The sequence below is a fragment of the Pseudolabrys sp. genome (genome assembly GCF_050250095.1).
GTDB lineage: Bacteria > Pseudomonadota > Alphaproteobacteria > Rhizobiales > Xanthobacteraceae > Pseudolabrys.
This window is the reverse complement of sequence record NZ_JBFWPH010000003.1, coordinates 317,991-338,954: the sequence shown is the minus strand read 5'-3', so window position 1 is coordinate 338,954 and position 20,964 is coordinate 317,991. Positions and strand designations below refer to the sequence as shown.

The 20,964-nt window shown below is 65.2% G+C and carries 17 protein-coding genes; 12 read left to right on the top strand and 5 right to left on the bottom strand.

The window, feature by feature from the left end; genetic code table 11:
* Window positions 1-190: 190 nt before the first annotated feature.
* The 7 genes from mdh to AB7F10_RS11035 all read left to right on the top strand — a co-directional run bounded on the left by mdh (window position 191) and on the right by AB7F10_RS11035 (window position 10,393).
* Window positions 191-1,153, top strand: coding sequence for a malate dehydrogenase (mdh, locus tag AB7F10_RS11065; protein ID WP_428560758.1), 963 nt, complete (start codon window positions 191-193; stop codon window positions 1,151-1,153).
* Window positions 1,154-1,207: 54 nt separating this feature from the next.
* Window positions 1,208-2,377 (top strand): ADP-forming succinate--CoA ligase subunit beta, encoded by a 1,170-nt coding sequence (sucC, locus tag AB7F10_RS11060; protein ID WP_428560755.1) that lies wholly within the window; start codon window positions 1,208-1,210, stop codon window positions 2,375-2,377.
* Window positions 2,377-3,261, top strand: a complete 885-nt coding sequence (gene sucD, locus AB7F10_RS11055) for a succinate--CoA ligase subunit alpha (RefSeq protein ID WP_428560752.1) — start codon at window positions 2,377-2,379, stop codon at window positions 3,259-3,261. Before sucC ends, sucD begins: the two co-directional genes overlap by 1 nt.
* Window positions 3,262-3,572: 311 nt before the next feature.
* Complete coding sequence (locus tag AB7F10_RS11050; RefSeq protein WP_428560750.1) at window positions 3,573-6,530, top strand: 2-oxoglutarate dehydrogenase E1 component; 2,958 nt, start codon at window positions 3,573-3,575, stop codon at window positions 6,528-6,530.
* Between the two features lie 130 nt (window positions 6,531-6,660).
* Window positions 6,661-7,914 (top strand): 2-oxoglutarate dehydrogenase complex dihydrolipoyllysine-residue succinyltransferase, encoded by a 1,254-nt coding sequence (gene odhB, locus AB7F10_RS11045; protein WP_428560747.1) that lies wholly within the window; start codon window positions 6,661-6,663, stop codon window positions 7,912-7,914.
* Window positions 7,915-8,032: 118 nt separating this feature from the next.
* Window positions 8,033-9,433, top strand: a complete 1,401-nt coding sequence (gene lpdA / locus AB7F10_RS11040) for a dihydrolipoyl dehydrogenase (RefSeq protein ID WP_428560745.1) — start codon at window positions 8,033-8,035, stop codon at window positions 9,431-9,433.
* A gap of 189 nt (window positions 9,434-9,622) precedes the next feature.
* On the top strand, window positions 9,623-10,393 hold the full coding sequence (locus AB7F10_RS11035) for an SDR family NAD(P)-dependent oxidoreductase (RefSeq protein ID WP_428560742.1): 771 nt from the start codon (window positions 9,623-9,625) through the stop codon (window positions 10,391-10,393).
* Between the two features lie 12 nt (window positions 10,394-10,405).
* On the opposite strand, the gene AB7F10_RS11030 is transcribed toward AB7F10_RS11035, so the two are convergent.
* From AB7F10_RS11030 to AB7F10_RS11020, 3 genes are all read right to left on the bottom strand, one after another.
* Window positions 10,406-10,885 (bottom strand): DUF1772 domain-containing protein, encoded by a 480-nt coding sequence (locus AB7F10_RS11030; RefSeq protein ID WP_428560740.1) that lies wholly within the window; start codon window positions 10,883-10,885, stop codon window positions 10,406-10,408.
* Window positions 10,886-10,947: 62 nt separating this feature from the next.
* A complete protein-coding gene (locus tag AB7F10_RS11025) occupies window positions 10,948-11,541 on the bottom strand; it encodes a DUF4337 domain-containing protein (protein WP_428560737.1) in 594 nt (197 codons plus the stop codon).
* A gap of 90 nt (window positions 11,542-11,631) precedes the next feature.
* Complete coding sequence (locus AB7F10_RS11020; protein WP_428560736.1) at window positions 11,632-12,609, bottom strand: tyrosine recombinase XerC; 978 nt, start codon at window positions 12,607-12,609, stop codon at window positions 11,632-11,634.
* Between the two features lie 66 nt (window positions 12,610-12,675).
* On the opposite strand from AB7F10_RS11020, the gene AB7F10_RS11015 reads away from it, so the two are divergent.
* A complete protein-coding gene (locus AB7F10_RS11015) occupies window positions 12,676-14,859 on the top strand; it encodes a primosomal protein N' (RefSeq protein WP_428560733.1) in 2,184 nt (727 codons plus the stop codon).
* 1 nt (window position 14,860) lies between these two features.
* On the opposite strand, the gene sugE is transcribed toward AB7F10_RS11015, so the two are convergent.
* Both sugE and AB7F10_RS11005 read right to left on the bottom strand, forming a co-directional pair.
* Window positions 14,861-15,175 (bottom strand): quaternary ammonium compound efflux SMR transporter SugE, encoded by a 315-nt coding sequence (sugE, locus tag AB7F10_RS11010; RefSeq protein WP_428560731.1) that lies wholly within the window; start codon window positions 15,173-15,175, stop codon window positions 14,861-14,863.
* A 45-nt stretch (window positions 15,176-15,220) separates the two neighbouring features.
* The gene (locus tag AB7F10_RS11005) at window positions 15,221-16,159 is read right to left on the bottom strand and encodes a DMT family transporter (RefSeq protein WP_428560729.1); all 939 of its coding nucleotides are present in this window, start codon (window positions 16,157-16,159) and stop codon (window positions 15,221-15,223) included.
* A 350-nt stretch (window positions 16,160-16,509) separates the two neighbouring features.
* Between AB7F10_RS11005 and AB7F10_RS11000 the strand changes: the two genes are divergently transcribed.
* The 4 genes from AB7F10_RS11000 to atpD are packed head-to-tail and all read left to right on the top strand — an operon-like array spanning window position 16,510 to window position 20,960.
* Window positions 16,510-17,073 carry a F0F1 ATP synthase subunit delta gene (locus tag AB7F10_RS11000; protein ID WP_428560727.1) on the top strand — a complete coding sequence of 188 codons (564 nt, stop codon included), beginning with the start codon at window positions 16,510-16,512 and terminating at the stop codon, window positions 17,071-17,073.
* Complete coding sequence (atpA, locus tag AB7F10_RS10995; protein ID WP_428560725.1) at window positions 17,073-18,599, top strand: F0F1 ATP synthase subunit alpha; 1,527 nt, start codon at window positions 17,073-17,075, stop codon at window positions 18,597-18,599. The genes AB7F10_RS11000 and atpA overlap by 1 nt, the downstream gene beginning before the upstream one ends.
* Window positions 18,600-18,617: 18 nt before the next feature.
* Window positions 18,618-19,490: a F0F1 ATP synthase subunit gamma gene (locus AB7F10_RS10990; protein ID WP_428560723.1), complete on the top strand. Its 873-nt coding sequence runs from the start codon at window positions 18,618-18,620 to the stop codon at window positions 19,488-19,490.
* A 33-nt stretch (window positions 19,491-19,523) separates the two neighbouring features.
* Window positions 19,524-20,960: a F0F1 ATP synthase subunit beta gene (gene atpD, locus AB7F10_RS10985; protein ID WP_428560721.1), complete on the top strand. Its 1,437-nt coding sequence runs from the start codon at window positions 19,524-19,526 to the stop codon at window positions 20,958-20,960.
* Window positions 20,961-20,964 lie beyond the last annotated feature (4 nt).

The window sequence follows — 20,964 nt, the reverse complement described above, 5'->3', positions numbered from 1 at the left end:
CCGGCGCTCGAAAGGGCTGGACTCTTGGCCCGGGTTAGGCTGGTATAATGTATACACGATTGGCCACCCGGCCTCTGAGCTTGTCGCTTTGGAGCCCTCCTGATGGTTACCTTGTGGTGCAGTGCAAGAGGCGGTACCACCGCCCTGCCGCGTTCGGCGGCGTCCACACCAGTCGAGAGACATTTCCACCATGGCGCGTAACAAAATTGCATTGATCGGTGCTGGCCAGATCGGCGGCACGCTCGCTCACCTCATCGGTCTCAAGCAGCTCGGCGACATCGTCATGTTCGACGTCGCCGAAGGCATCCCGCAGGGCAAATCGCTCGACATCGCGCAGTCCTCGCCGGTCAACAAGTTCGACTCGAAATTCCTCGGCACCAACAGCTACGAGGCGATCGAAGGCGCCGACGTCTGCATCGTCACCGCCGGCGTGCCGCGCAAGCCGGGCATGAGCCGCGACGACCTGCTCGGCATCAATCTCAAAGTGATGGAGCAGGTGGGCGCGGGCATCAAGAAATACGCGCCCAATGCGTTCGTCATCTGCATCACCAACCCGCTCGATGCGATGGTCTGGGCGCTGCAGCAGTATTGCGGCCTGCCGAAAGAGAAAGTCATCGGCATGGCCGGCGTGCTCGACTCGGCCCGCTTCCGTTATTTCCTGGCCGACGAGTTCAATGTCTCGGTCGAGGACGTCACCGCATTCGTGCTCGGCGGCCACGGCGACACGATGGTGCCGCTGCCGCGCTATTCGACGGTTGCCGGCATTCCGCTGCCGGACCTCGTCAAGATGGGCTGGACCACGCAGGCCCGCATCGACGAGATCGTCAAGCGCACCGCGAACGGCGGCGCCGAGATCGTCAACCTGCTCAAGACCGGCTCGGCCTTCTATGCGCCGGCAGCGTCCGGTATCGCGATGGCGGAAAGCTACCTACTCGACAAGAAGCGCGTGCTGCCCTGCGCCGCGCATCTGAGCGGCCAGTACGGCATCAAGGACCTTTACGTCGGCGTACCGGTTGTGATCGGCGCCAAGGGCGTCGAGCGTGTCGTCGAAATCGAACTGAACGGCGGCGAGCGCGATGCGTTCGAGAAGTCCGCGCAGTCGGTGCAGACGCTGGTCGAAGCCTGCAAGAAGATCGCGCCGAATCTCGGCTGACGCTGAAGACAAAGAAGGCCGCGGCGATGAACGCCGCGGGTTTGGGGGAAGCGAATGAACGTCCACGAATATCAGGCGAAAACCGTCCTGCGTGACTTCGGCGTGCCGGTGCCGCGCGGCATCCCGGCTTTCACGGCGGACGAGGCGGTCGATGCCGCCAAGGCGCTCGGCGGCCCGGTGTGGGTGGTGAAGGCGCAGATTCACGCCGGTGGCCGCGGCAAGGCCGGCGGCGTCAAGGTCGTGAAATCCGCCGACGACGTGAAGAAGGAGGCGACGCGCCTCCTCGGCTCGATCCTCGTCACGCACCAGACCGGGGCGAAGGGCAAGCAGGTCAACCGCCTCTACATCGAGGAAGGCTCGGCGATCGACAAGGAGTTCTACCTGTCGATGCTGGTCGATCGTGAAACCTCGCGCGTCGCCATCGTCGTGTCCACCGAAGGCGGCATGGACATCGAGCAGGTCGCGCACGACACGCCGGACAAGATCGTCAGCATCTCGGTCGATCCGGTCGCCAATATCTGCCCACACCATGTGCGCAGCGTCTCGAAGGCGCTCGGTCTCGACGCCGACCTGCAGAAGCAGATGAGCCCGCTTCTGACCAATCTCTACAAGGCTTTTGTCGATTGCGACATGAGCATGCTCGAGATCAACCCGCTGGTTGTCACAAAGGACAAGAAGCTCGTTTGTCTCGACGCCAAGGTCGATTTCGACAACAACGCGCTCTATGCGCATCCCGAGATCGCCAAGCTGCGCGACGAAACCGAGGAAGACCCGAAGGAGATCGAGGCGTCGAAGTTCGACCTCAACTACATCGCGCTCGACGGCACGATCGGCTGCATGGTCAACGGCGCAGGCCTCGCGATGGCCAGCATGGACATCATCAAGCTTTACGGCATGACGCCGGCGAACTTCCTCGATGTCGGCGGCAGCGCGACGAAAGAGCGCGTCACCGCGGCATTCAAGATCATCACGTCGGACCCGAACGTGAAGGGCATCCTGGTCAACATCTTCGGCGGCATCATGCGCTGCGACGTCATCGCCGAGGGCGTGGTCGCCGCGGTGAAGGAGGTCGGCCTCAAGGTGCCGCTCGTCGTTCGCCTCGAAGGCACCAATGTCGAACTTGGCAAGAAGATCATCGCCGAGTCGAAGCTCAACGTGACGTCGGCCGACGATCTCGACGACGCCGCGCAGAAGATCGTCAAGGCCGTGAAGGAAGCCGCCTGATGTCCATTCTCATCGACAAGAACACCAAGGTCATCTGCCAGGGCTTCACCGGCAAGAACGGCACCTTCCACTCCGAACAGGCGATCGCCTACGGCACCAAGATGGTCGGCGGCGTTGCGCCCGGCAAAGGCGGCCAGACGCATCTCAACCTTCCAGTGTTCGACACCGTCGCGGAAGCGAAAGCCAAGACTGGCGCCGACGCGACCGTGATCTACGTTCCGCCGCTCGGCGCGGCCGACGCCATCGCGGAAGCGATCGAGGCGGAGATCCCGCTCATCGTCTGCATCACCGAGGGCATCCCGGTCGCGCACATGGTGAAGGTGAAGCGCTCGCTGTGCGGTTCGAAATCGCGTCTCGTCGGTCCGAACTGCCCCGGCGTGATGACGGCCGGCGAATGCAAGATCGGCATCATGCCGGGCAACATCTTCAAGAAGGGCTCGGTCGGCATCGTGTCGCGCTCCGGTACGCTGACCTACGAAGCGGTGTTCCAGACCACGCGCGAGGGCCTCGGCCAGACAACGGCGGTCGGCATCGGCGGCGATCCGGTGAAGGGCATGGACTTCATCGAAGTCCTCGAAATGCTGCTCGCCGACAAGACGACCGAGTCGATCGTGATGATCGGCGAGATCGGCGGCTCGTCCGAAGAGGACGCCGCGCAGTTCATCAAAGACGAGGCCAAGCGGGGCCGCAAGAAGCCGATGGTTGGCTTCATCGCCGGGCGCACCGCGCCGCCCGGCCGCCGCATGGGCCACGCCGGCGCGATCATCGCCGGCGGCAAGGGCGACGCCGAATCCAAGATTGCGGCGATGGAATCCGCCGGCATCCGGATTTCGCCGTCGCCGGCTCGCCTCGGCAAAACGTTGGTGGAAGTGCTGAAAGGCTGATCCTGCGGGGCCGAGCGGCCCGGCGATCAAAAACTCAAAAATTTTTTGCGAAGCCCTCGGACCCTCGCGGTCCGGGGGCTTTTCCATGTGTGCCAAGGACGCTCGTATTTACGGGCGGAAAATGCATTTAGTGCCCATGTTCTGCCTACTTCCGGCACGGCATAGAAATGAATTTATATTCAGTTCTTAACCTCCCCTTGTCTTACAAGCGTCCTAAATAGGTTGAAGGATCGAAACCTAGCAATTGAGCCGCCGCTCGCCGGCCCGCGCTCAAGGATCGGGGCAGCCGTCCCGTCAGGATCAGGATTTCCATGTCACGCCAGGACGCCAACGCGACGTTCGCCCGTACATCCTTTTTGTACGGCGGCAACGCCGCCTATATCGAAGACCTCTACGCCCGCTATCAGAACAATCCCGGCTCGGTCGATGCCGAGTGGCAGGTGTTCTTCCAGGCGCTGCAGGACGATCCCGGCGCCGTCGCCAAGAGCGCGCAGGGCGCGTCGTGGCGAAAGCCGAACTGGCCGGTGCGCGCCAATGGCGATCTCGTCGCTGCGCTCGACGGTCAGTGGGCCGAAGCCGAGAAGGGTCTCGGTGACAAGATCAAGGCGAAGGCGCAGGCGAAGGGCGTCGACATTTCCGCCGGCGACGTGCAGCAGGCGACGCGCGACTCGATCCACGCGCTGATGCTGATCCGCGCCTATCGCGCGCGCGGTCATTTCCACGCCAAGCTCGATCCGCTCGGCATCGAGCCGGAGAAGAGCGAAGAAGAACTCGATCCGAAATCCTACGGCTTCACCGAAGCCGACATGGATCGCAAGATCTTCCTCGACAAGGTGCTCGGCCTCGAATTCGCGTCGATGCGCGAGATCGTCGCCATCCTCCGCCGCACCTACTGCGAGACCGTCGGCGTCGAGTTCATGCACATCTCCAATCCGGCGCAGAAGGCGTGGATCCAGGAACGCATCGAAGGCAAGGACAAGGAAATCACCTTCACGCGCGAGGGCAAGCGCGCGATCCTCAATAAGCTCGTGGAAGCGGAAGGCTTCGAGAAGTTTCTCGACGTCAAGTTCACCGGCACCAAGCGGTTCGGTCTCGACGGCGGCGAGGCGCTGATCCCGGCGCTCGAGCAGATCATCAAGCGCGGCGGCAATCTCGGCGTGAAGGAGATTTGCTTCGGCATGCCGCATCGCGGCCGCCTCAATGTGCTCACGCAGGTGATGGGCAAGCCGCACCGCGTGCTGTTCCACGAGTTCAAGGGCGGCTCGGCGACTCCGGACGAAATCGAAGGCTCCGGCGACGTGAAGTATCACCTCGGCGCGTCGGCGGACCGCGAATTCGACGGCAACAAGGTGCATCTGTCGCTGACACCGAATCCCTCGCATCTCGAAATCGTCGATCCGGTGACGCTCGGCAAGGTGCGCGCCAAGCAGGACCAGCATGGCGCGACGCCGGAAGAGCGGACGATGGTGATGCCGCTGCTGATCCACGGCGACGCGGCCTTCGCGGGCCAGGGCGTGGTCGCGGAATGTTTCGGCCTGTCGGGGCTGAAGGGCTACCGCACCGGCGGTTCGCTGCACTTCATCGTCAACAACCAGATCGGCTTTACGACCTATCCGCGCTATTCGCGCTCGTCGCCTTATCCGTCCGACGTCGCCAAGATGATCGAGGCGCTGATCTTCCACGTCAACGGCGACGATCCGGAAGCGGTGGTGTTCGCCGCCAAGGTCGCGACGGAATACCGGCAGAAGTTCCAGCAGCCGGTCGTCATCGATATGTTCTGCTACCGGCGGTTCGGCCACAACGAGGGCGATGAGCCGTCGTTCACCCAGCCGCTGATGTACAAGAAGATTCGCGCGCATGCCTCGACGCTCGAGATCTATTCCAAGAAGCTGATCGCCGAGGGCGTCGTCACCGACGCCGAGGTCGACAAGATGAAGGCCGACTGGCGCGCGACGCTCGAAGTCGAGTTCGAGGCCGGCACCAGCTACAAGGCCAACAAGGCCGACTGGCTCGACGGCCGCTGGTCCGGCCTCAAGGCCGCCGGCGACGTTGAGGACCCGCGCCGCGGCAACACCGGCGTCTCGCTCGACGTGCTGCGCGACATCGGCAAGAAAATCACCGCGGTGCCGGAGGGTTTCAAGGTCCACCGCACCATCCAGCGCTTCCTCGACAATCGTTCGAAGGCGTTCGAAACCGGCAAGGATATCGACTGGGCGACCGGCGAGGCGCTCGCCTTCTGCACGCTGCTGAAGGAAGGCCATCGCGTGCGCTTGTCGGGTCAGGACAGCGAACGCGGCACCTTCTCGCAGCGCCATTCGGTGCTGTTCGACCAGGAAAACGAGGAGCGGTACACGCCGTTCAATCATCTCGGCGGCGAGCAGGCCCGCTACGAGGTGCTCAACTCGATGCTCTCGGAAGAGGCCGTGCTCGGTTACGAATACGGCTATTCGACCTCGGAGCCCAACGCGCTGACGATGTGGGAGGCCCAGTTCGGCGACTTCGCCAACGGCGCGCAGGTGGTGTTCGACCAGTTCATCTCCTCGGCGGAGCGCAAGTGGCTGCGCATGTCCGGTCTCGTCTGCCTGCTGCCGCATGGCTATGAGGGGCAGGGGCCGGAGCATTCCTCGGCGCGGCTCGAGCGCTTCCTGCAGATGTGCGCCGAAGACAACATGCAGGTCGCCAACTGCACGACGCCGGCAAACTACTTCCACATCCTGCGCCGGCAGTTGCGCCGCGAAATCCGCAAGCCGCTGATCCTGATGACGCCGAAGTCGCTGCTGCGCCACAAGCGCGCGGTGTCGCGGCTCGACGAAATGGGGCCGGACACCTCGTTCCACCGCATCCTGTGGGACGACGCGCAATTGCTGCCGGACGAGAAGATCAAGCTGGTCGCGGACGACAAGATCCGCCGCGTCGTGCTGTGCTCCGGCAAGGTCTATTTCGACCTCTACGAGGAGCGCGAGCAGCGCGGCATCGACGACATCTACATTCTGCGCGTCGAGCAGCTTTACCCGTTCCCGACCAAGGCGGTGGCGGCGGAGCTTGCGCGTTTCAAGCAGGCGGAGATCGTCTGGTGTCAGGAGGAGCCGCGCAACATGGGCGCCTGGTTCTTCGTCGACACCTTCCTGCAGTGGGTGCTGAACCAGATCGGCGCGAGCCACAAGCGGCCGCGTTATGCCGGCCGTCCGGCGTCGGCGTCGACCGCGGTCGGCCTGATGTCGAAGCACCTCGCGCAACTCAAGCAGTTCATGGAAGAGGCGCTCGGCTAAACCCAACACTGTCATGCCCCGCGAAGGCGGGGCATCCAGTAACCAAGACAATGCAGTAATAACGGGCGTTCAAGTTTACTGGATCAGCCGCCTTCGCGGATGATGACGCCGAGAAAAAGCGGAAACTAACATGACGGATATTCGCGTTCCCACCCTCGGCGAGTCGGTCACCGAAGCGACGGTCGGCAAGTGGTTCAAGAAGCCGGGCGATCCGGTGGCGGTCGACGAGCCGCTGGTCGAACTCGAGACCGACAAGGTGACGCTCGAAGTGCCGGCGCCTGCCGCCGGCGTGCTCGGGGAAATCGCCGTCAAGGACGGCGAGACCGTCGCGGTCGGGGCGCTGCTCGGCCAGATCACCGAAGGCGCGGGCGGCGCTGTTGCCGCCAAGACCGCGCCGGCCGGTGCGCCGGACCAGAAGACCGAGACGACCAAGCCGATCGGCGCCGGGGCCGAACAGCCCACGCCGCGTGCCTCGTCATCCGCGCCCGCCGCGACGACGCAGCCGCCGTCGGTGCGCAAGCTCGGCGCGGAGTCCGGTGTCGATCCTTCGAACGTTGAGGGTTCCGGCAAGCACGGTCAGGTGACCAAGGGCGACATGCTCGCCGCCATCGAGCGCGCTGCCGCCTCGCCTGCGCCGGCCCAGGCGCCGGTGCAGATGCGCGCGCCGTCGCCGGCCGACGATGCCGCGCGCGAGGAGCGCGTGCACATGACGCGGCTGCGCCAGACCATCGCGCGCCGGCTGAAGGATGCGCAGAACACCGCCGCGATGCTGACGACCTTCAACGAGGTCGACATGACCGCGGTGATGGCGATGCGCAACCAGTACAAGGATTTGTTCGAGAAGAAGCACGGCGTGAAGCTCGGCTTCATGGGCTTCTTCACGCTGGCCTGCATCCAGGCGCTGAAGGAAATCCCGGCGGTCAACGCCGAAATCGACGGCACCGATCTCGTCTACAAGAACTATTATCACGTCGGCATCGCGGTCGGCACCGACAAGGGCCTCGTCGTACCGGTGGTGCGCGACGCGCAGGACAAGTCGCTGGCCGACATCGAAAAGACCATCGGCGATCTCGGCCGCCGCGCCCGCGACGGCCAGCTCAAGATCGACGAGATGCAGGGCGGCACCTTCACCATCACCAATGGCGGCGTCTACGGCTCGCTGATGTCGACGCCGATCCTGAACGCGCCGCAATCCGGCATCCTCGGCATGCACAAGATTCAGGAGCGGCCGATGGTGGTCGGCGGCAAGATCGAGGTGCGGCCGATGATGTATCTCGCGCTGTCCTACGATCATCGCATCGTCGACGGCCGTGAGGCGGTGACCTTCCTCGTGCGCGTCAAGGAATGTCTCGAGGATCCGGCGCGGCTGGTGCTGGATCTGTAGTTTTTCTCCGTCATGGCCGGGCTTGTCCCGGCCATCCACGTCTTGCTTTCTCGATCTGGAACGAAGACGTGGATGCCCGACACAAGGTCGGGCATGACCATGGATAGGTAATTGTCCCATGTCCTACGATCTCATCGTCATCGGCACCGGTCCCGGCGGCTATGTCTGCGCAATCCGCGCGGCGCAGCTTGGGCTGAAAACCGCAGTGGTCGAGAAGAACCCGACCTTCGGCGGCACCTGCCTCAACATCGGCTGCATTCCGTCGAAGGCGCTGCTGCATGCCTCGCATCTGTTCGACGAGGCCGGGCACGACTTCGAGAAGATGGGCATTGGCGTCGGCAAGCCGAAACTCGACCTGAAAGCCATGATGGCGTTCAAGGACGAGGGAGTTTCCGGCAACGTCAAAGGCGTCGAGTTCCTGTTCAAGAAAAACAAGATCGACACCTATGTCGGCGCGGGCCGCGTCGCAGCCGCCGGTAAGGTCGGGGTCAAAGCGGCTGACGGCAAGACGCAGACGCTCGAGACCAAAGCCATCGTCATCGCCACCGGCTCGGATGTCGCGCGGCTGAAAGGCATCGAGATCGACGAAAAGCGCGTGGTGTCCTCGACCGGTGCGCTGACGCTCGACAAGGTGCCGGAGAAACTGGTCGTGGTTGGTGCCGGCGTGATCGGGCTTGAGCTTGGCTCGGTGTGGAAGCGGCTCGGCTCGGACGTGACGGTGGTAGAATTCCTGGACGGCGCGCTGCCCGGCATGGACGGCGAGGTGCGCCGTCAGGCGCAGCGCATCTTCGAGAAGCAGGGCATCGCCTTCAAACTGTCGTCGAAGGTGACGGCGGTGGACACATCCGGCAAGCGGTTGAAAGTCACGGTCGAGCCCGCGAAGGGCGGCGCAGCGGAAACGCTCGATGCCGATGTTGTGCTCGTCTCGATCGGCCGGGTGCCCTACACCGAGGGGCTCGGCCTCAAGGAAGCCGGCGTGAAGCTTGACGAGCGCGGCCGCGTCGCGACCGACGCGCACTTCGCCACCAACGTGCCGGGCGTCTATGCGATCGGCGACGCCATCGCCGGGCCGATGCTCGCGCACAAGGCGGAAGATGAAGGCGTCGCGGTTGCCGAAATCCTCGCCGGGCAGGCGGGGCATGTGAATTACGATGCGATCCCGAGCGTCGTCTACACCGCGCCGGAAATCGCCTCGGTCGGCAAGACCGAAGAGGAATTGAAGGCTGCCGGCGTCGCCTACAAGGTTGGCAAGTTCCCGTTCACCGCGAACGGCCGCGCCAAGGTCAACCGCACCACCGACGGCTTCGTGAAAATTCTGGCCGACGCCAAGACCGACCGCGTGCTCGGCGTGCACATCATCGGCGCCGAGGCCGGCACGCTGATCGGCGAGGTGACGCTGGCGATGGAATTCGGCGCGTCGTCGGAAGACATCGCCCGCACCTGCCATGCCCACCCGACGCTTTCCGAAGCCGTGAAAGAAGCGGCCCTCGCGGTCGACAAACGCGCGATTCATATGTGATTGCGTGCGCGTCGTCGTTCTCTCCGCTGTCGTCCCCGCGAAGGCGGGGACCCAGTAAACACAAGGATCGCGGTGATTACTGGATTGCCCGCCTGCGCGGGCAATGACAGATGAGTATGCTTGCGCGTCGCGTGGCGATGACAAATGATGGATGCGACTCAAGACCGTATTTCACAAAGAGAAAATCGCATGGCCAAGGGACATCAGGGAAAAACCGCGCTCATCACCGGCGCTGCGAGCGGGCTCGGGCAAGCCTTCGCCAAGCGGCTCGCCGAGGATGGTGTCGATATTGCCGCGGTCGATCTCAACGACGCATCCGCGACCGTAAAGATGGTCAAGGCCGCCGGCCGCAGCGCGGTCTCGTTCACCTGCGATGTGTCGTCGCCCGACTCGGTTGAGAAAATGGCGGCGGAAGCCCGCAAGGCGTTTCCGAAAATCGACATCGTCGTCAACTGCGCCGGCATCTTCCCGCAGGTCCCGCTGGAGAACGTCACTTACGCCGAATGGCGCCGCATCGTCGGCACCAATCTCGACGGCACGTTCCTCGTCAGCATGGCCTTCGTGCCGGGCATGAAGGCGCGGGGCTGGGGCCGCATCGTCACGCTGTCGTCGAGCACGGTCGGCGCGGTGGTGACCGGTTTCGTGCCTTACGTCGCGAGCAAGCTCGGCATCGTCGGCTTCACCCGTGCGCTGGCGAGCGAACTCGGACCGTTCGGCATCACCGTCAACGCAATCCAGCCGGGCCTCACCAAGACACCGGGCGCGACCGGCCGGCCGCCGCGCGCCGGCTTTGCCACGATGGACGACGAGTTCAACGACGTCGCGCAGAAGTTTCAGGCCATCAAGCGGATCGAGACGCCGGACGATCTCGCCGGCGCGGTGTCGTTCCTGACCAGCGACGACTCGGCCTTCATCACCGGGCAGACGCTCGCGGTCGATGGCGGACGGGTACGGCTCTAAGGATTCGTCGGCTCACACACGGCGTCGCCTTTCAGCGACACCCAGAGTAGTGCGCCGAAGCCGACAAGCTGGAACAGCGTGTTGACGGCGTGGCCGGTTTCCCCATTGCAGCCGCGTCGCCGCCCAGTCGTCCGGCGGATGCGCGGTGAGCCAGGTTGCGAGTTCGAGATTGGCGGGAAACACCACCGCGAGCCAGCCGAGCAGCGCCAGCAGATAGAGCCCGGCGCCGATGGCGGCGAGGCGAAACTCCGCCGTGCCGCGCAGCAGCAGCGCGAGGATGCCGGCGCTGCCGATCGCCGCGAGATCGATCGCCGCGCCGACCGTGCCGAACATGCGATAAAGCCCGCCTTGCACGGTCGCGCCGACCCACAGCGCCTGGTCCCACGACATACGCGCCGGCATTTCCATGACGTGACAGATCCCCATGCCGAGCGTGAGCGCGCACAGCATGAGCGCGACGAAGCGCCAAAGCTTGATGGAGTGTGATTGCATGATGACCTCCTTCGGTTGCGAAGGTGGCCCGCAATCAAGACGAGGCTATGGCGCGTTTTGCGTCAGACGATATGGACGGCGTGCGGCGCCCAGATCGCGATGCCCATAAATACAAGCCCAAGAATGCCGAGCCCGCCGGCGAGATAGGCCAGCACCGCCATGCCGGTGATGATCATCGCCGAAGCGAGCACGATGGCGATCTGGAACGCCGCCGAGGCGACCTCATAGTGATGATAGCGCGCGAGCTGCGTATTGCGCTGATGCTCGTAATGCTCGGCCTTGGCGCGCAGTTCCTTGCGGCCGTCTTTTTCCTTGGGGTCCGACTCGTAGCGCGCCACCGTCGCCTGCCAGGCTTCGGCCTGCTTCTGCATGGCGGCCTTCAGCGCCGGGTCGGTCACCGCCGACGCATGCGCGGTCAGGCCCTCGGCCGCGGCGCGCAATGTGGTCTGCCGGATGGTCTTGGCCTGAAAGAAGTTCCAGGTGTCGGACGCTTCGATGTTCAGGCTGATACTTTCGGTCTGCGCACTTTTGCCGAGCGTTTCGGAAAACGCCAGGCACAGCGCAAGCAGTGAAATCAGCAGCGCGATCTTCTTGTTGGAATGGCCGGCATGCTGCGCATGCTCGGCATGTTCGAGGTTTTCGTGCGATCCAGCCATGGTTCCCCCTCCCGGTCAGAGCGCGAGGGCCGGACGATGCTCCCGGCTCGCGAAACTCCGCAAGGGGCGGCGCGCAAATTTATGTGCAGATTATCCGGCGCGGCGGGTTTGCTTCGCACTTTGCGCGCGGGGGTGCGCGCTGCGGTAGGCGTCGAGCAGCTTTTCGGCGTCGACCGCGGTGTAAATCTGCGTGGTCGACAGCGAGGCGTGCCCGAGCAGTTCCTGGATCGCGCGCAGGTCGCCGCCGCGCGCGAGCAGATGCGTGGCGAAGGAATGGCGCAGCGCGTGCGGCGTCGCGGTGTCGGCGAGGCCGAGCGCGCCGCGCAGCCGCTCCATCGCCAGTTGTACGATGCGCGGCGACAGCGGCCCGCCGCGCGCGCCGAGAAACAGCGGCCCGTCGTGGCCAAGGTCGTAAGGGCAGGCGGCGGCGTAGTCCGCGATCGCGGTCAGCACCTGCGGCAGCACCGGCACCATGCGCTGCTTGTTGCCTTTGCCGGTCACCGTGATGACATCGCCCTTGCCGGGCGCCGGCACGTCCTTGCGCTTCAGGCCGAGCGCCTCGGAGATGCGCAGACCGGAGCCGTAAAGGAGCGCAAGCACGGCGGCGTCGCGCGCCAGCACCCACGGCTCGCGGTTTTCGCCGGCGCGCAGGTCGGCGTCGGTGATGCGGGTCGCGGCGGAGGCGGCAAGCGGCTTCGGTAGCGATTTGGCGATCTTCGGCGCGCGCACGGCGGCAAGCGCGCCGAGCCGGCCCTTGCCGTTGCGTTCGAGATAGCGGGCGAAAGAGCGGCTGCCTGCCAGCCCGCGCATCAGCGAGCGGCTGCCGACGCCGTCCGCGCGGCGCGCGGCCATGAAGGCGCGCACATCCTGCGGGGTCAGCGCGGCGAGATCCTTGAGGTTCGGCGCGCCGCCGAGGTATTCGCCGAGGAAACCGAGAAACTGGGAAACGTCGCGCTGGTAAGCCTCCAGCGTCCGCCCGGACATCCGCCGCTCGGCGCCGAGATAGGCGAGCCAGCCGCGGATTTCCGCGGCAACGTCCGGCGCGATGGCGGAAAGTTCTTTCGTCATTATGTGGAGACTGTCACCGCTTCCTTCACCCTTCCTTAAAGGCCCGGAATCGTCCAGATCATGGGCATGCCCAACAGTCCGGCCAAACGCACGGTCGATGTCCTGGTGCCGGTCGCGCTCGATCAGGCTTACAGCTATCGCGTGCCCGCCGGCATGGAGCTGAACGCCGGCGATTTCGTCCGCGTGCCGCTCGGGCCGCGTGTCTGCACCGCCGTGGTGTGGGGCGAGGGCACGGCGCGGCCCGGCCTCGACAACCGGCTGAAGGATGTCGAGGACAAGCTCGATATTCCGCCGCTGAAATCCGAGTTGCGCGAATTCGTCGATTGGGTCGCGCGCTACACGCTCGCGCCGCGCGGCATGGTGCTGCGCATGACGATGCGCATGGGCGAGCATCTCGGCCCCGCGCGCGAGCGCGTCGGCGTGCGGCTCGCCGGACCGCCACCGGCCCGCAAGACACCGGCGCGCGCGCGCGTGCTCGCGTTGTTGGCGGACGGGCTGACGCGCGCCAAGGCGGACGCCGCGCAGGAAGCCGGCGTCAGCGCCGGCGTGATCGATGGTCTCGTCGATGAAGGCACACTCGAAACCGTGGTGCTGCCGCCCGATCCCGTCGCGTCGGCGCCCGATCCCGATTTTGCCAAGCCCGAGTTCTCGCTGGCGCAGCTTGCGGCGGCGGATGCACTGCGCGTCGCCGCGGCGCAGGGCGGCTACACGGTGTCGCTGCTCGACGGCGTCACCGGCTCCGGCAAGACCGAAGTCTATTTCGAAGCGGTCGCGGAGAACATTCGCCGCAAGCGGCAGACGCTTATTCTGATGCCGGAGATCGCGCTCACCGCGCAGTTCCTCAATCGCTTCTCGGAACGCTTCGGCACCCGGCCGGCGGAATGGCATTCGCAACTGTCGCCGCGCAAGCGCGCGCGGACCTGGGCGGCGGTTGCCGCCGGCGAAGTGAGCGTCGTGGTCGGCGCGCGCTCGGCGCTGTTCTTGCCCTATGCGGACCTCGGCCTGATTGTGGTCGATGAGGAGCACGACCCTGCCTACAAGCAGGACGAAGGCGCGAGTTATCACGCGCGCGACATGGCGGTGGTGCGCGGCTCGATCGAGAAAGTGCCGGTCATTCTTGCCTCCGCGACGCCATCGGTGGAATCCGAAGTCAACGCGCGGCGCGGCCGCTACCGGCGTATCCAATTGCCGGAGCGCTTCGGCGGTGCGCATCTGCCGTCAATCGATGCGATCGACCTGCGCAACGAAGGTCCGCCGCGCGGCCGCTTCATCGCGCCGCGGCTCGCGGAAGCCGTGCGCGACGTGCTGGCGCGCAAGGAGCAGGCGCTGCTGTTCCTCAACCGCCGGGGCTATGCGCCGCTGACGCTGTGTCGCGCCTGCGGCTTCCGCATGCAGTGCCCGAACTGCGATGCCTGGCTGGTCGATCACCGCTTCCGCAAGCGGCTGGTGTGCCATCACTGCGGCTTCGCCAAGCCGATGCCGGAGGAATGCCCGAACTGCCACGAGGTCGAGAGCTTTGTTGCCTGCGGCCCCGGCGTCGAGCGCCTCGAGCATGAGGCGGCGGAGCTGTTTCCCGAGGCGCGCATTCTCGTGCTGTCGAGCGACATGGTGGAGTCGTTCGAGCGATTGCGCTCGGAACTCGAAGACGTCGCGGAAGGCCGCTTCGATATCGTCATCGGCACCCAGCTCGTCGCCAAGGGGCACCATTTCCCGAAGCTCAATCTGGTCGGCATCGTCGACGCAGATTTGGGCCTCGGCAACGGCGATCCGCGCGCAGCGGAGCGCACGTTTCAACTGCTGCATCAGGTGACGGGCCGCGCGGGGCGCGAGGAAGGCCGCGGCATCGGCTTTTTGCAGACGCATCAGCCGGAGCATCCGGTGATGCGCGCGTTGATCCTCGGCGACCGCGAGGCGTTCTACAAGAACGAGATCGAGTTGCGCGAGCGCACGCTCTATCCGCCGTTCGGGCGGCTCGCGAGCATCGTCATCACCGCGAACGAGCGCCACGAAGCCGAGGGCTATGGCCGCGCTCTGGTCGCCTGCGCGCCGCGCGACGAGAATGTGAAAGTGCTCGGCCCCGCCGAGGCGCCGGTCGCGGTGGTGCGCGGCCGGCATCGCTTCCGTCTGCTGGTGAAAGCGCTGCGCGCTTACGATCTGTCAGCTTACCTGCGCGAGTGGCTGGTCAACGCGCCGAAAGTGCGCGGCAATGTACGCTATTCGGTCGATGTCGATCCGCAGAGCTTCTTTTAAATCAAGAGACCATCTTGAGGCCGACCAGCCCCGCAACGATCAGGCCAATGCAGCCGAGCCGTGCGATATCGGCGGACTCCCCGAACAGATAAATGCCGAGCGCGGCCGTGCCGACCGCGCCGATGCCGGTCCACACCGCATAGGCCGTGCCGACCGGCAGCGACTTCAGCGCGAGGCCGAGGAAGGCGAGGCTGATGATCATGGCGCCGACGGTTGCGACCGACGGCCACAGCTTGCTGAAACCTTCGGTGTATTTCAGGCCGATTGCCCAGCCGATTTCGAACAGTCCAGCGATTGCGAGATAAATCCAGGCCATGATGATGTCTCCGTGGCGTCGTCGCGCGGCGACGACAATAGCCGATTATTCCGGCAGTTCGGTGTGCCGCACATTCGGCCGCAGCAGCACGCAAGCCGCGGCGGCGAAGATCAGCGCGAAGCCGACATAGTCGGTCAGCGTCGGCCGTTCGCCAAGGATCGCGGCAGACGCCGCGATCCCGACGACCGGAACGAGCAGCGAGCCGAGCGAAGCCGTCATCGCCGGCAGCCGCCCGACGATGGTGAACCACAGTGAATAGGCGAGACCGAAGCCGATCAGGCCGTTGTAGACCAGCGGGCCGATGGTCGTGACGTGCAGCGCCGTGACGTCCGGCGGCGGGCCTTCGAATATCAGCATGCCGGCGCCGATGAAGATCCAGCCGACCAGCAATTGCCAGGCGGTGATCGTGATCGCGTCGGCGTCGATGTCCGCCCATTTCATGTAGACGGTGCCGATCGCCCACGCGAAGGCGCAACCGAGCGACAGCAGCGCGCTGAACGGCAGTCCGTGCTGCGCCAGCGGCCAGATCAATGTGACGAGACCCGTCGCGCACAGCAGCAGCGCCAGTACCCGGACGCGGTCGAAAACCTCGCCGACGGTGAGCCAGGCCATCAGTGCCGCCCAGATCGGCATCGAATAAGCGATCACCACCGCGCGCGAGGCGTTGCCCGAGGCGATCGCCTCGATATTGAGGATGTTGAAGGCGGCGACGTTGAAGAAGCCGGCGACGGTGACGTGGATCAGGTTCGCCGGCCGAATGAGCAGACGGCGGCGGCTGATGACCACGACCATGAACAACACCAGCGTTCCGAGGCCGAGGCTCAGGAAGCGCGTGCCCCACGGCGGCAACTCGGCCAGCGTCAGCCGCGACATCGGCCAGTTGAGGCCCCAGGCCAGCGCCAGCAGCAGGACGAGCAGCCGCGCGCCCCGGATCGAGGCGTTGGGATCTGCGGTGGTGGTTTTGGCTTTGTCGGTCGTGCTCAAGGCAATCTTGGCTCAGGGGGCGCCCGGCAGGGGTGTTGCGCGGTCCGGGGGAGGCTGTGCGGCCTTTGCCGCGGGGGCGGAGCCTAGCCCTGCCGGTCCCGCTTCGCGAGGTATGGCGGCTATGCGGCGGGCCGTTTTGCCGCGGGAGCCCGGCGTTTTCGACCTTTTCCTGAGGCCGGATCGTGTTGCACGGCGAAAGACCGTGTGATAGCAAAACCCGCGATTTTGCGAGGTTTCCGCGCTCCCCGCGGTGGTCCCTCGCAGTCAGAATTCCCGTTTGGATTCCATAGGCTTGCGCCGCCTTCCGCGACGGTGCCGCGCTTGTGGGTATGTGAGAGACGAGCGTCACAGTGGCAGGCGAAGACCCGACGATCTCCGGCATGGCTGGCCGTTACGCCACCGCCCTTTTTGAGCTGGCCCTCGAGGAAAAGGCCGTCGATCAGGTCCGCAAGGATCTCGACAGTTTCGACGCCCTCGTGGCCGGCAGTCCCGACCTCGAGCGGCTGGTCCGCAGCCCGGTGTTCGGCGCCGACGAGCAGGCCAAGGCGCTTGCCGCGGTGCTCGACAAGGCCGGCATCAAGGGCCTCGCCGCCAAATTCCTTCAGGTCATTGCGCGCAACCGCCGTCTGTTCGCGGTGCGCGGCATGATCCGCGCGTTCCGCGCGCTGGTCGCCAAGCACAGAGGCGAAGTCACCGCCGAGGTGACGGTCGCCGAGAAGCTCAGCGACGCCAATCTCGACGCGCTCAAGGGCGCGATCAAAAACGTCACCGGCGGCAAGGACATCGACTTCAGCGTGAATGTCGATCCGGCCATCATCGGCGGCCTCATCGTCAAGGTGGGCAGCCGGATGGTCGACACCTCGCTGCGCACCAAACTCAATGCGATCAAGATTGCGATGAAAGAGGCACGCTGATGGATATCCGCGCCGCAGAAATCTCCGCCATTCTGAAGGACCAGATCAAGAATTTCGGCCAGGAAGCCGAAGTCTCCGAAGTCGGACAGGTGTTGTCCGTCGGTGACGGCATCGCCCGCGTCTACGGTCTCGACAAGGTTCAGGCCGGCGAGATGGTCGAGTTCGAGAACGGTACGCGCGGCATGGCGCTGAACCTCGAAACCGACAACGTCGGTATCGTGATCTTCGGCAGCGACCGCGAGATCAAGGAAGGCCAGACTGCCAAGCGCACCGGCGCCATCGTCGACGTGCCGGTCGGCAAGGGTCTGCTCGGCCGCGTGGTCGACGCGCTCGGCAATCCGATCGACGGCAAGGGCCCGATCAAGGCCGAGAAGCGCGCCCGCGTGGACGTCAAGGCGCCCGGCATCATTCCGCGCAAGTCGGTGCACGAGCCGATGGCGACCGGCCTCAAGGCGATCGACGCGCTGATCCCGATCGGCCGCGGCCAGCGCGAGCTGATCATCGGCGACCGCCAGACCGGCAAGACCGCCGTGGCGCTCGACACCATTCTGAACCAGAAGCCGCTCAACGCGCAGCCGGACGAGAAGATCCGGCTGTATTGCGTCTATGTCGCGGTCGGCCAGAAGCGTTCCACCGTCGCGCAGTTCGTGAAGGTGCTCGAGGAGCAGGGTGCGATGGAATATTCCATCGTCGTTGCCGCGACCGCCTCCGATCCGGCCCCGATGCAGTTCCTGGCGCCGTTCGCCGGCTGCACGATGGGCGAGTACTTCCGCGACAACGGCATGCACGCCGTCATCATCTATGACGATCTGTCCAAGCAGGCCGTCGCCTATCGCCAGATGTCGCTGCTGCTGCGCCGCCCGCCGGGCCGCGAAGCCTATCCGGGTGACGTGTTCTATCTCCACTCGCGCCTCTTGGAGCGCGCCGCGAAGATGGGCGACGCCGCCGGCAACGGTTCGCTGACGGCGCTGCCGGTCATCGAGACGCAGGCCAACGACGTCTCGGCCTACATCCCGACCAACGTGATTTCGATCACCGACGGCCAGATCTTCCTCGAGACCGACTTGTTCTATCAGGGTATCCGTCCGGCGGTGAACGTCGGCCTTTCGGTGTCGCGCGTCGGCTCCTCGGCGCAGACCAAGGCGATGAAAAAGGTCGCCGGCAAGATCAAGGGCGAGCTCGCGCAGTATCGCGAAATGGCGGCCTTCGCGCAGTTCGGCTCCGACCTCGACGCCACCACCCAGCGCCTCTTGGCGCGCGGCTCGCGCCTGACCGAGCTTCTCAAGCAGGCGCAGTTCTCGCCGCTGAAGATGGAAGAGCAGGTCGCGGTGATCTACGCCGGCGTCAACGGCTATCTCGACAAGTTCGATGTCGGCCGCGTGCGCGCCTTCGAGCAGGGCCTGCTGGCGCTGCTGCGCAACGAGAAGAGCATCCTCGAGGACATCCGCAAGACCAACGACCTGACGGCCGACACCGAGAAGAAGCTCAAGGCCGAAGTCGACAAGTATGCCGCCAGCTTCGCGTAAAGGAACGGCTTAAGTCCGATGGCTTCACTCAAGGACATGCGGGTCCGCATCGCCGCGACCAAGGCGACGCAGAAGATCACCAAGGCCATGCAGATGGTCGCGGCGTCCAAGCTGCGCCGCGCGCAGGCCGCGGCCGAGGCGGCGCGTCCCTATGCCGAGCGCATGGAGCGTGTGCTCGCCAATATCGCGAGCGGCATGGCCGGTTCCGACGGCGCGCCGAAGCTGCTTGCCGGCACGGGCAATGACCGCGTCCACCTGCTGATCGTCGCGACCGGCGAGCGCGGCCTTGCCGGCGCCTTCAACTCCTCGATCGTGCGGCTCGCCCGCGAGCACATCAATCGTCTGGTGGCCGAGGGCAAAGAGGTGAAAATCCTCACCGTCGGCAAGAAGGGCTACGAGCAGCTCCGCCGCAACTACGAGAAGCTGATCGTCGACCGCGTCGAGCTGCGCAACGTGCGCGTGCTCGGTTACGGCAACGCCGCCGATATCGCCGACAAGGTGCTGGCGATGTTCGAGCGCGGCGAATTCGACGTCGCGACGCTCTTCTACGCGCAGTTCAAGTCGGTGATCTCGCAGGTCCCGACCGCGCAGCAGATCATCCCCCCGAAGTTCGAGGGCGGCGAGGCTGCCGGCACGGCGTCTTACGAATACGAGCCGGAGGAAGACGAAATCCTCGGCGAATTGCTGCCGCGCTACGTGGCGACGCAGATTTTCCGCGCGCTCTTGGAAAACAATGCGTCGTTCTACGGCTCGCAGATGTCCGCGATGGACAACGCGACCCGCAACGCCGGCGACATGATCCGCAAGCAGACCATTACCTATAACCGCACACGGCAGGCGATGATCACGAAGGAACTGATCGAGATCATCTCCGGCGCCGAAGCGCTCTAAGCGCACAGATAAAAGAGAGTAACGAGGACGAACATGGCCACACAGGCAACTTCCAACCGGACGGGCAAGATCACGCAGGTCATCGGCGCGGTCGTCGACGTGCAGTTCGAGGGCGCCCTGCCGGCGATCCTGAACTCGCTGGAAACCGACAACGGCGGCAACCGGCTGGTGCTCGAAGTCGCCCAGCATCTCGGTGAGTCGACCGTGCGCACGATCGCGATGGACGTCACCGAAGGGCTGGTGCGCGGCCAGCAGGTCACCGACACCGGCCTGCCGATCGCGGTGCCGGTCGGCCCCGGCCTTCTCGGCCGCATCATCAACGTCATCGGCGAGCCGATCGACGAAGCCGGCCCGGTGAAGTCCGAGGACAAGCGCCCGATCCATGCGGAAGCGCCGAAATACACCGACCAGTCGACCGAAGCGCAGATTCTCGTCACCGGCATCAAGGTCGTCGATCTGCTCGCGCCTTACGCCAAGGGCGGCAAGATCGGCCTGTTCGGCGGCGCCGGCGTCGGCAAGACGGTGCTCATTCAGGAACTGATCAACAACGTCGCCAAGGCGCACGGCGGTTATTCGGTGTTCGCCGGCGTCGGCGAGCGTACCCGTGAGGGCAACGACCTCTATCACGAGTTCATCGAATCCGGCGTCAACAAGAAGGGCGGCGGCGAAGGCTCAAAGTGCGCGCTGGTGTTCGGCCAGATGAACGAGCCGCCGGGCGCCCGCGCCCGCGTCGGCCTCACCGGCCTCACGCTGTCGGAATATTTCCGCGATCAGGGCCAGGACGTGCTGTTCTTCGTCGACAACATCTTCCGCTTCACGCAGGCGGGTTCGGAAGTGTCGGCGCTCTTGGGCCGTATTCCCTCGGCGGTGGGCTATCAGCCGACGCTCGCGACCGACATGGGCGCGCTGCAGGAGCGCATCACCACCACGACCAAGGGTTCGATCACCTCGGTGCAGGCGATTTACGTGCCGGCCGACGACTTGACCGACCCGGCGCCGGCCACCTCGTTCGCGCACTTGGACGCGACCACCGTGCTGTCGCGCGATATCGCGGCGAAGGGCATCTATCCGGCGGTGGACCCGCTCGACTCGACATCTCGCATGCTGTCGCCGCTCGTCGTCGGCGAGGAGCACTACGCGGTCGCCCGTCAGGTGCAGCAGGTGCTGCAGCGTTACAAGGCGCTGCAGGACATCATCGCCATCCTGGGCATGGACGAACTCTCCGAAGACGACAAGCTGACGGTGGCGCGCGCCCGCAAGATCGAGCGCTTCCTGTCGCAGCCGTTCCACGTCGCGGAAGTGTTCACCGGCGCGCCGGGCAAGCTGGTCAGCCTCGAAGACACCATCAAGGGCTTCAAGGGCCTCGTCGAAGGCAAGTACGACCATCTGCCGGAAGCCGCCTTCTACATGGTCGGCACCATCGAGGAAGCGGTCGAGAAGGGCCGCAAGCTCGCGGCGGAAGCGGCCTAACGGC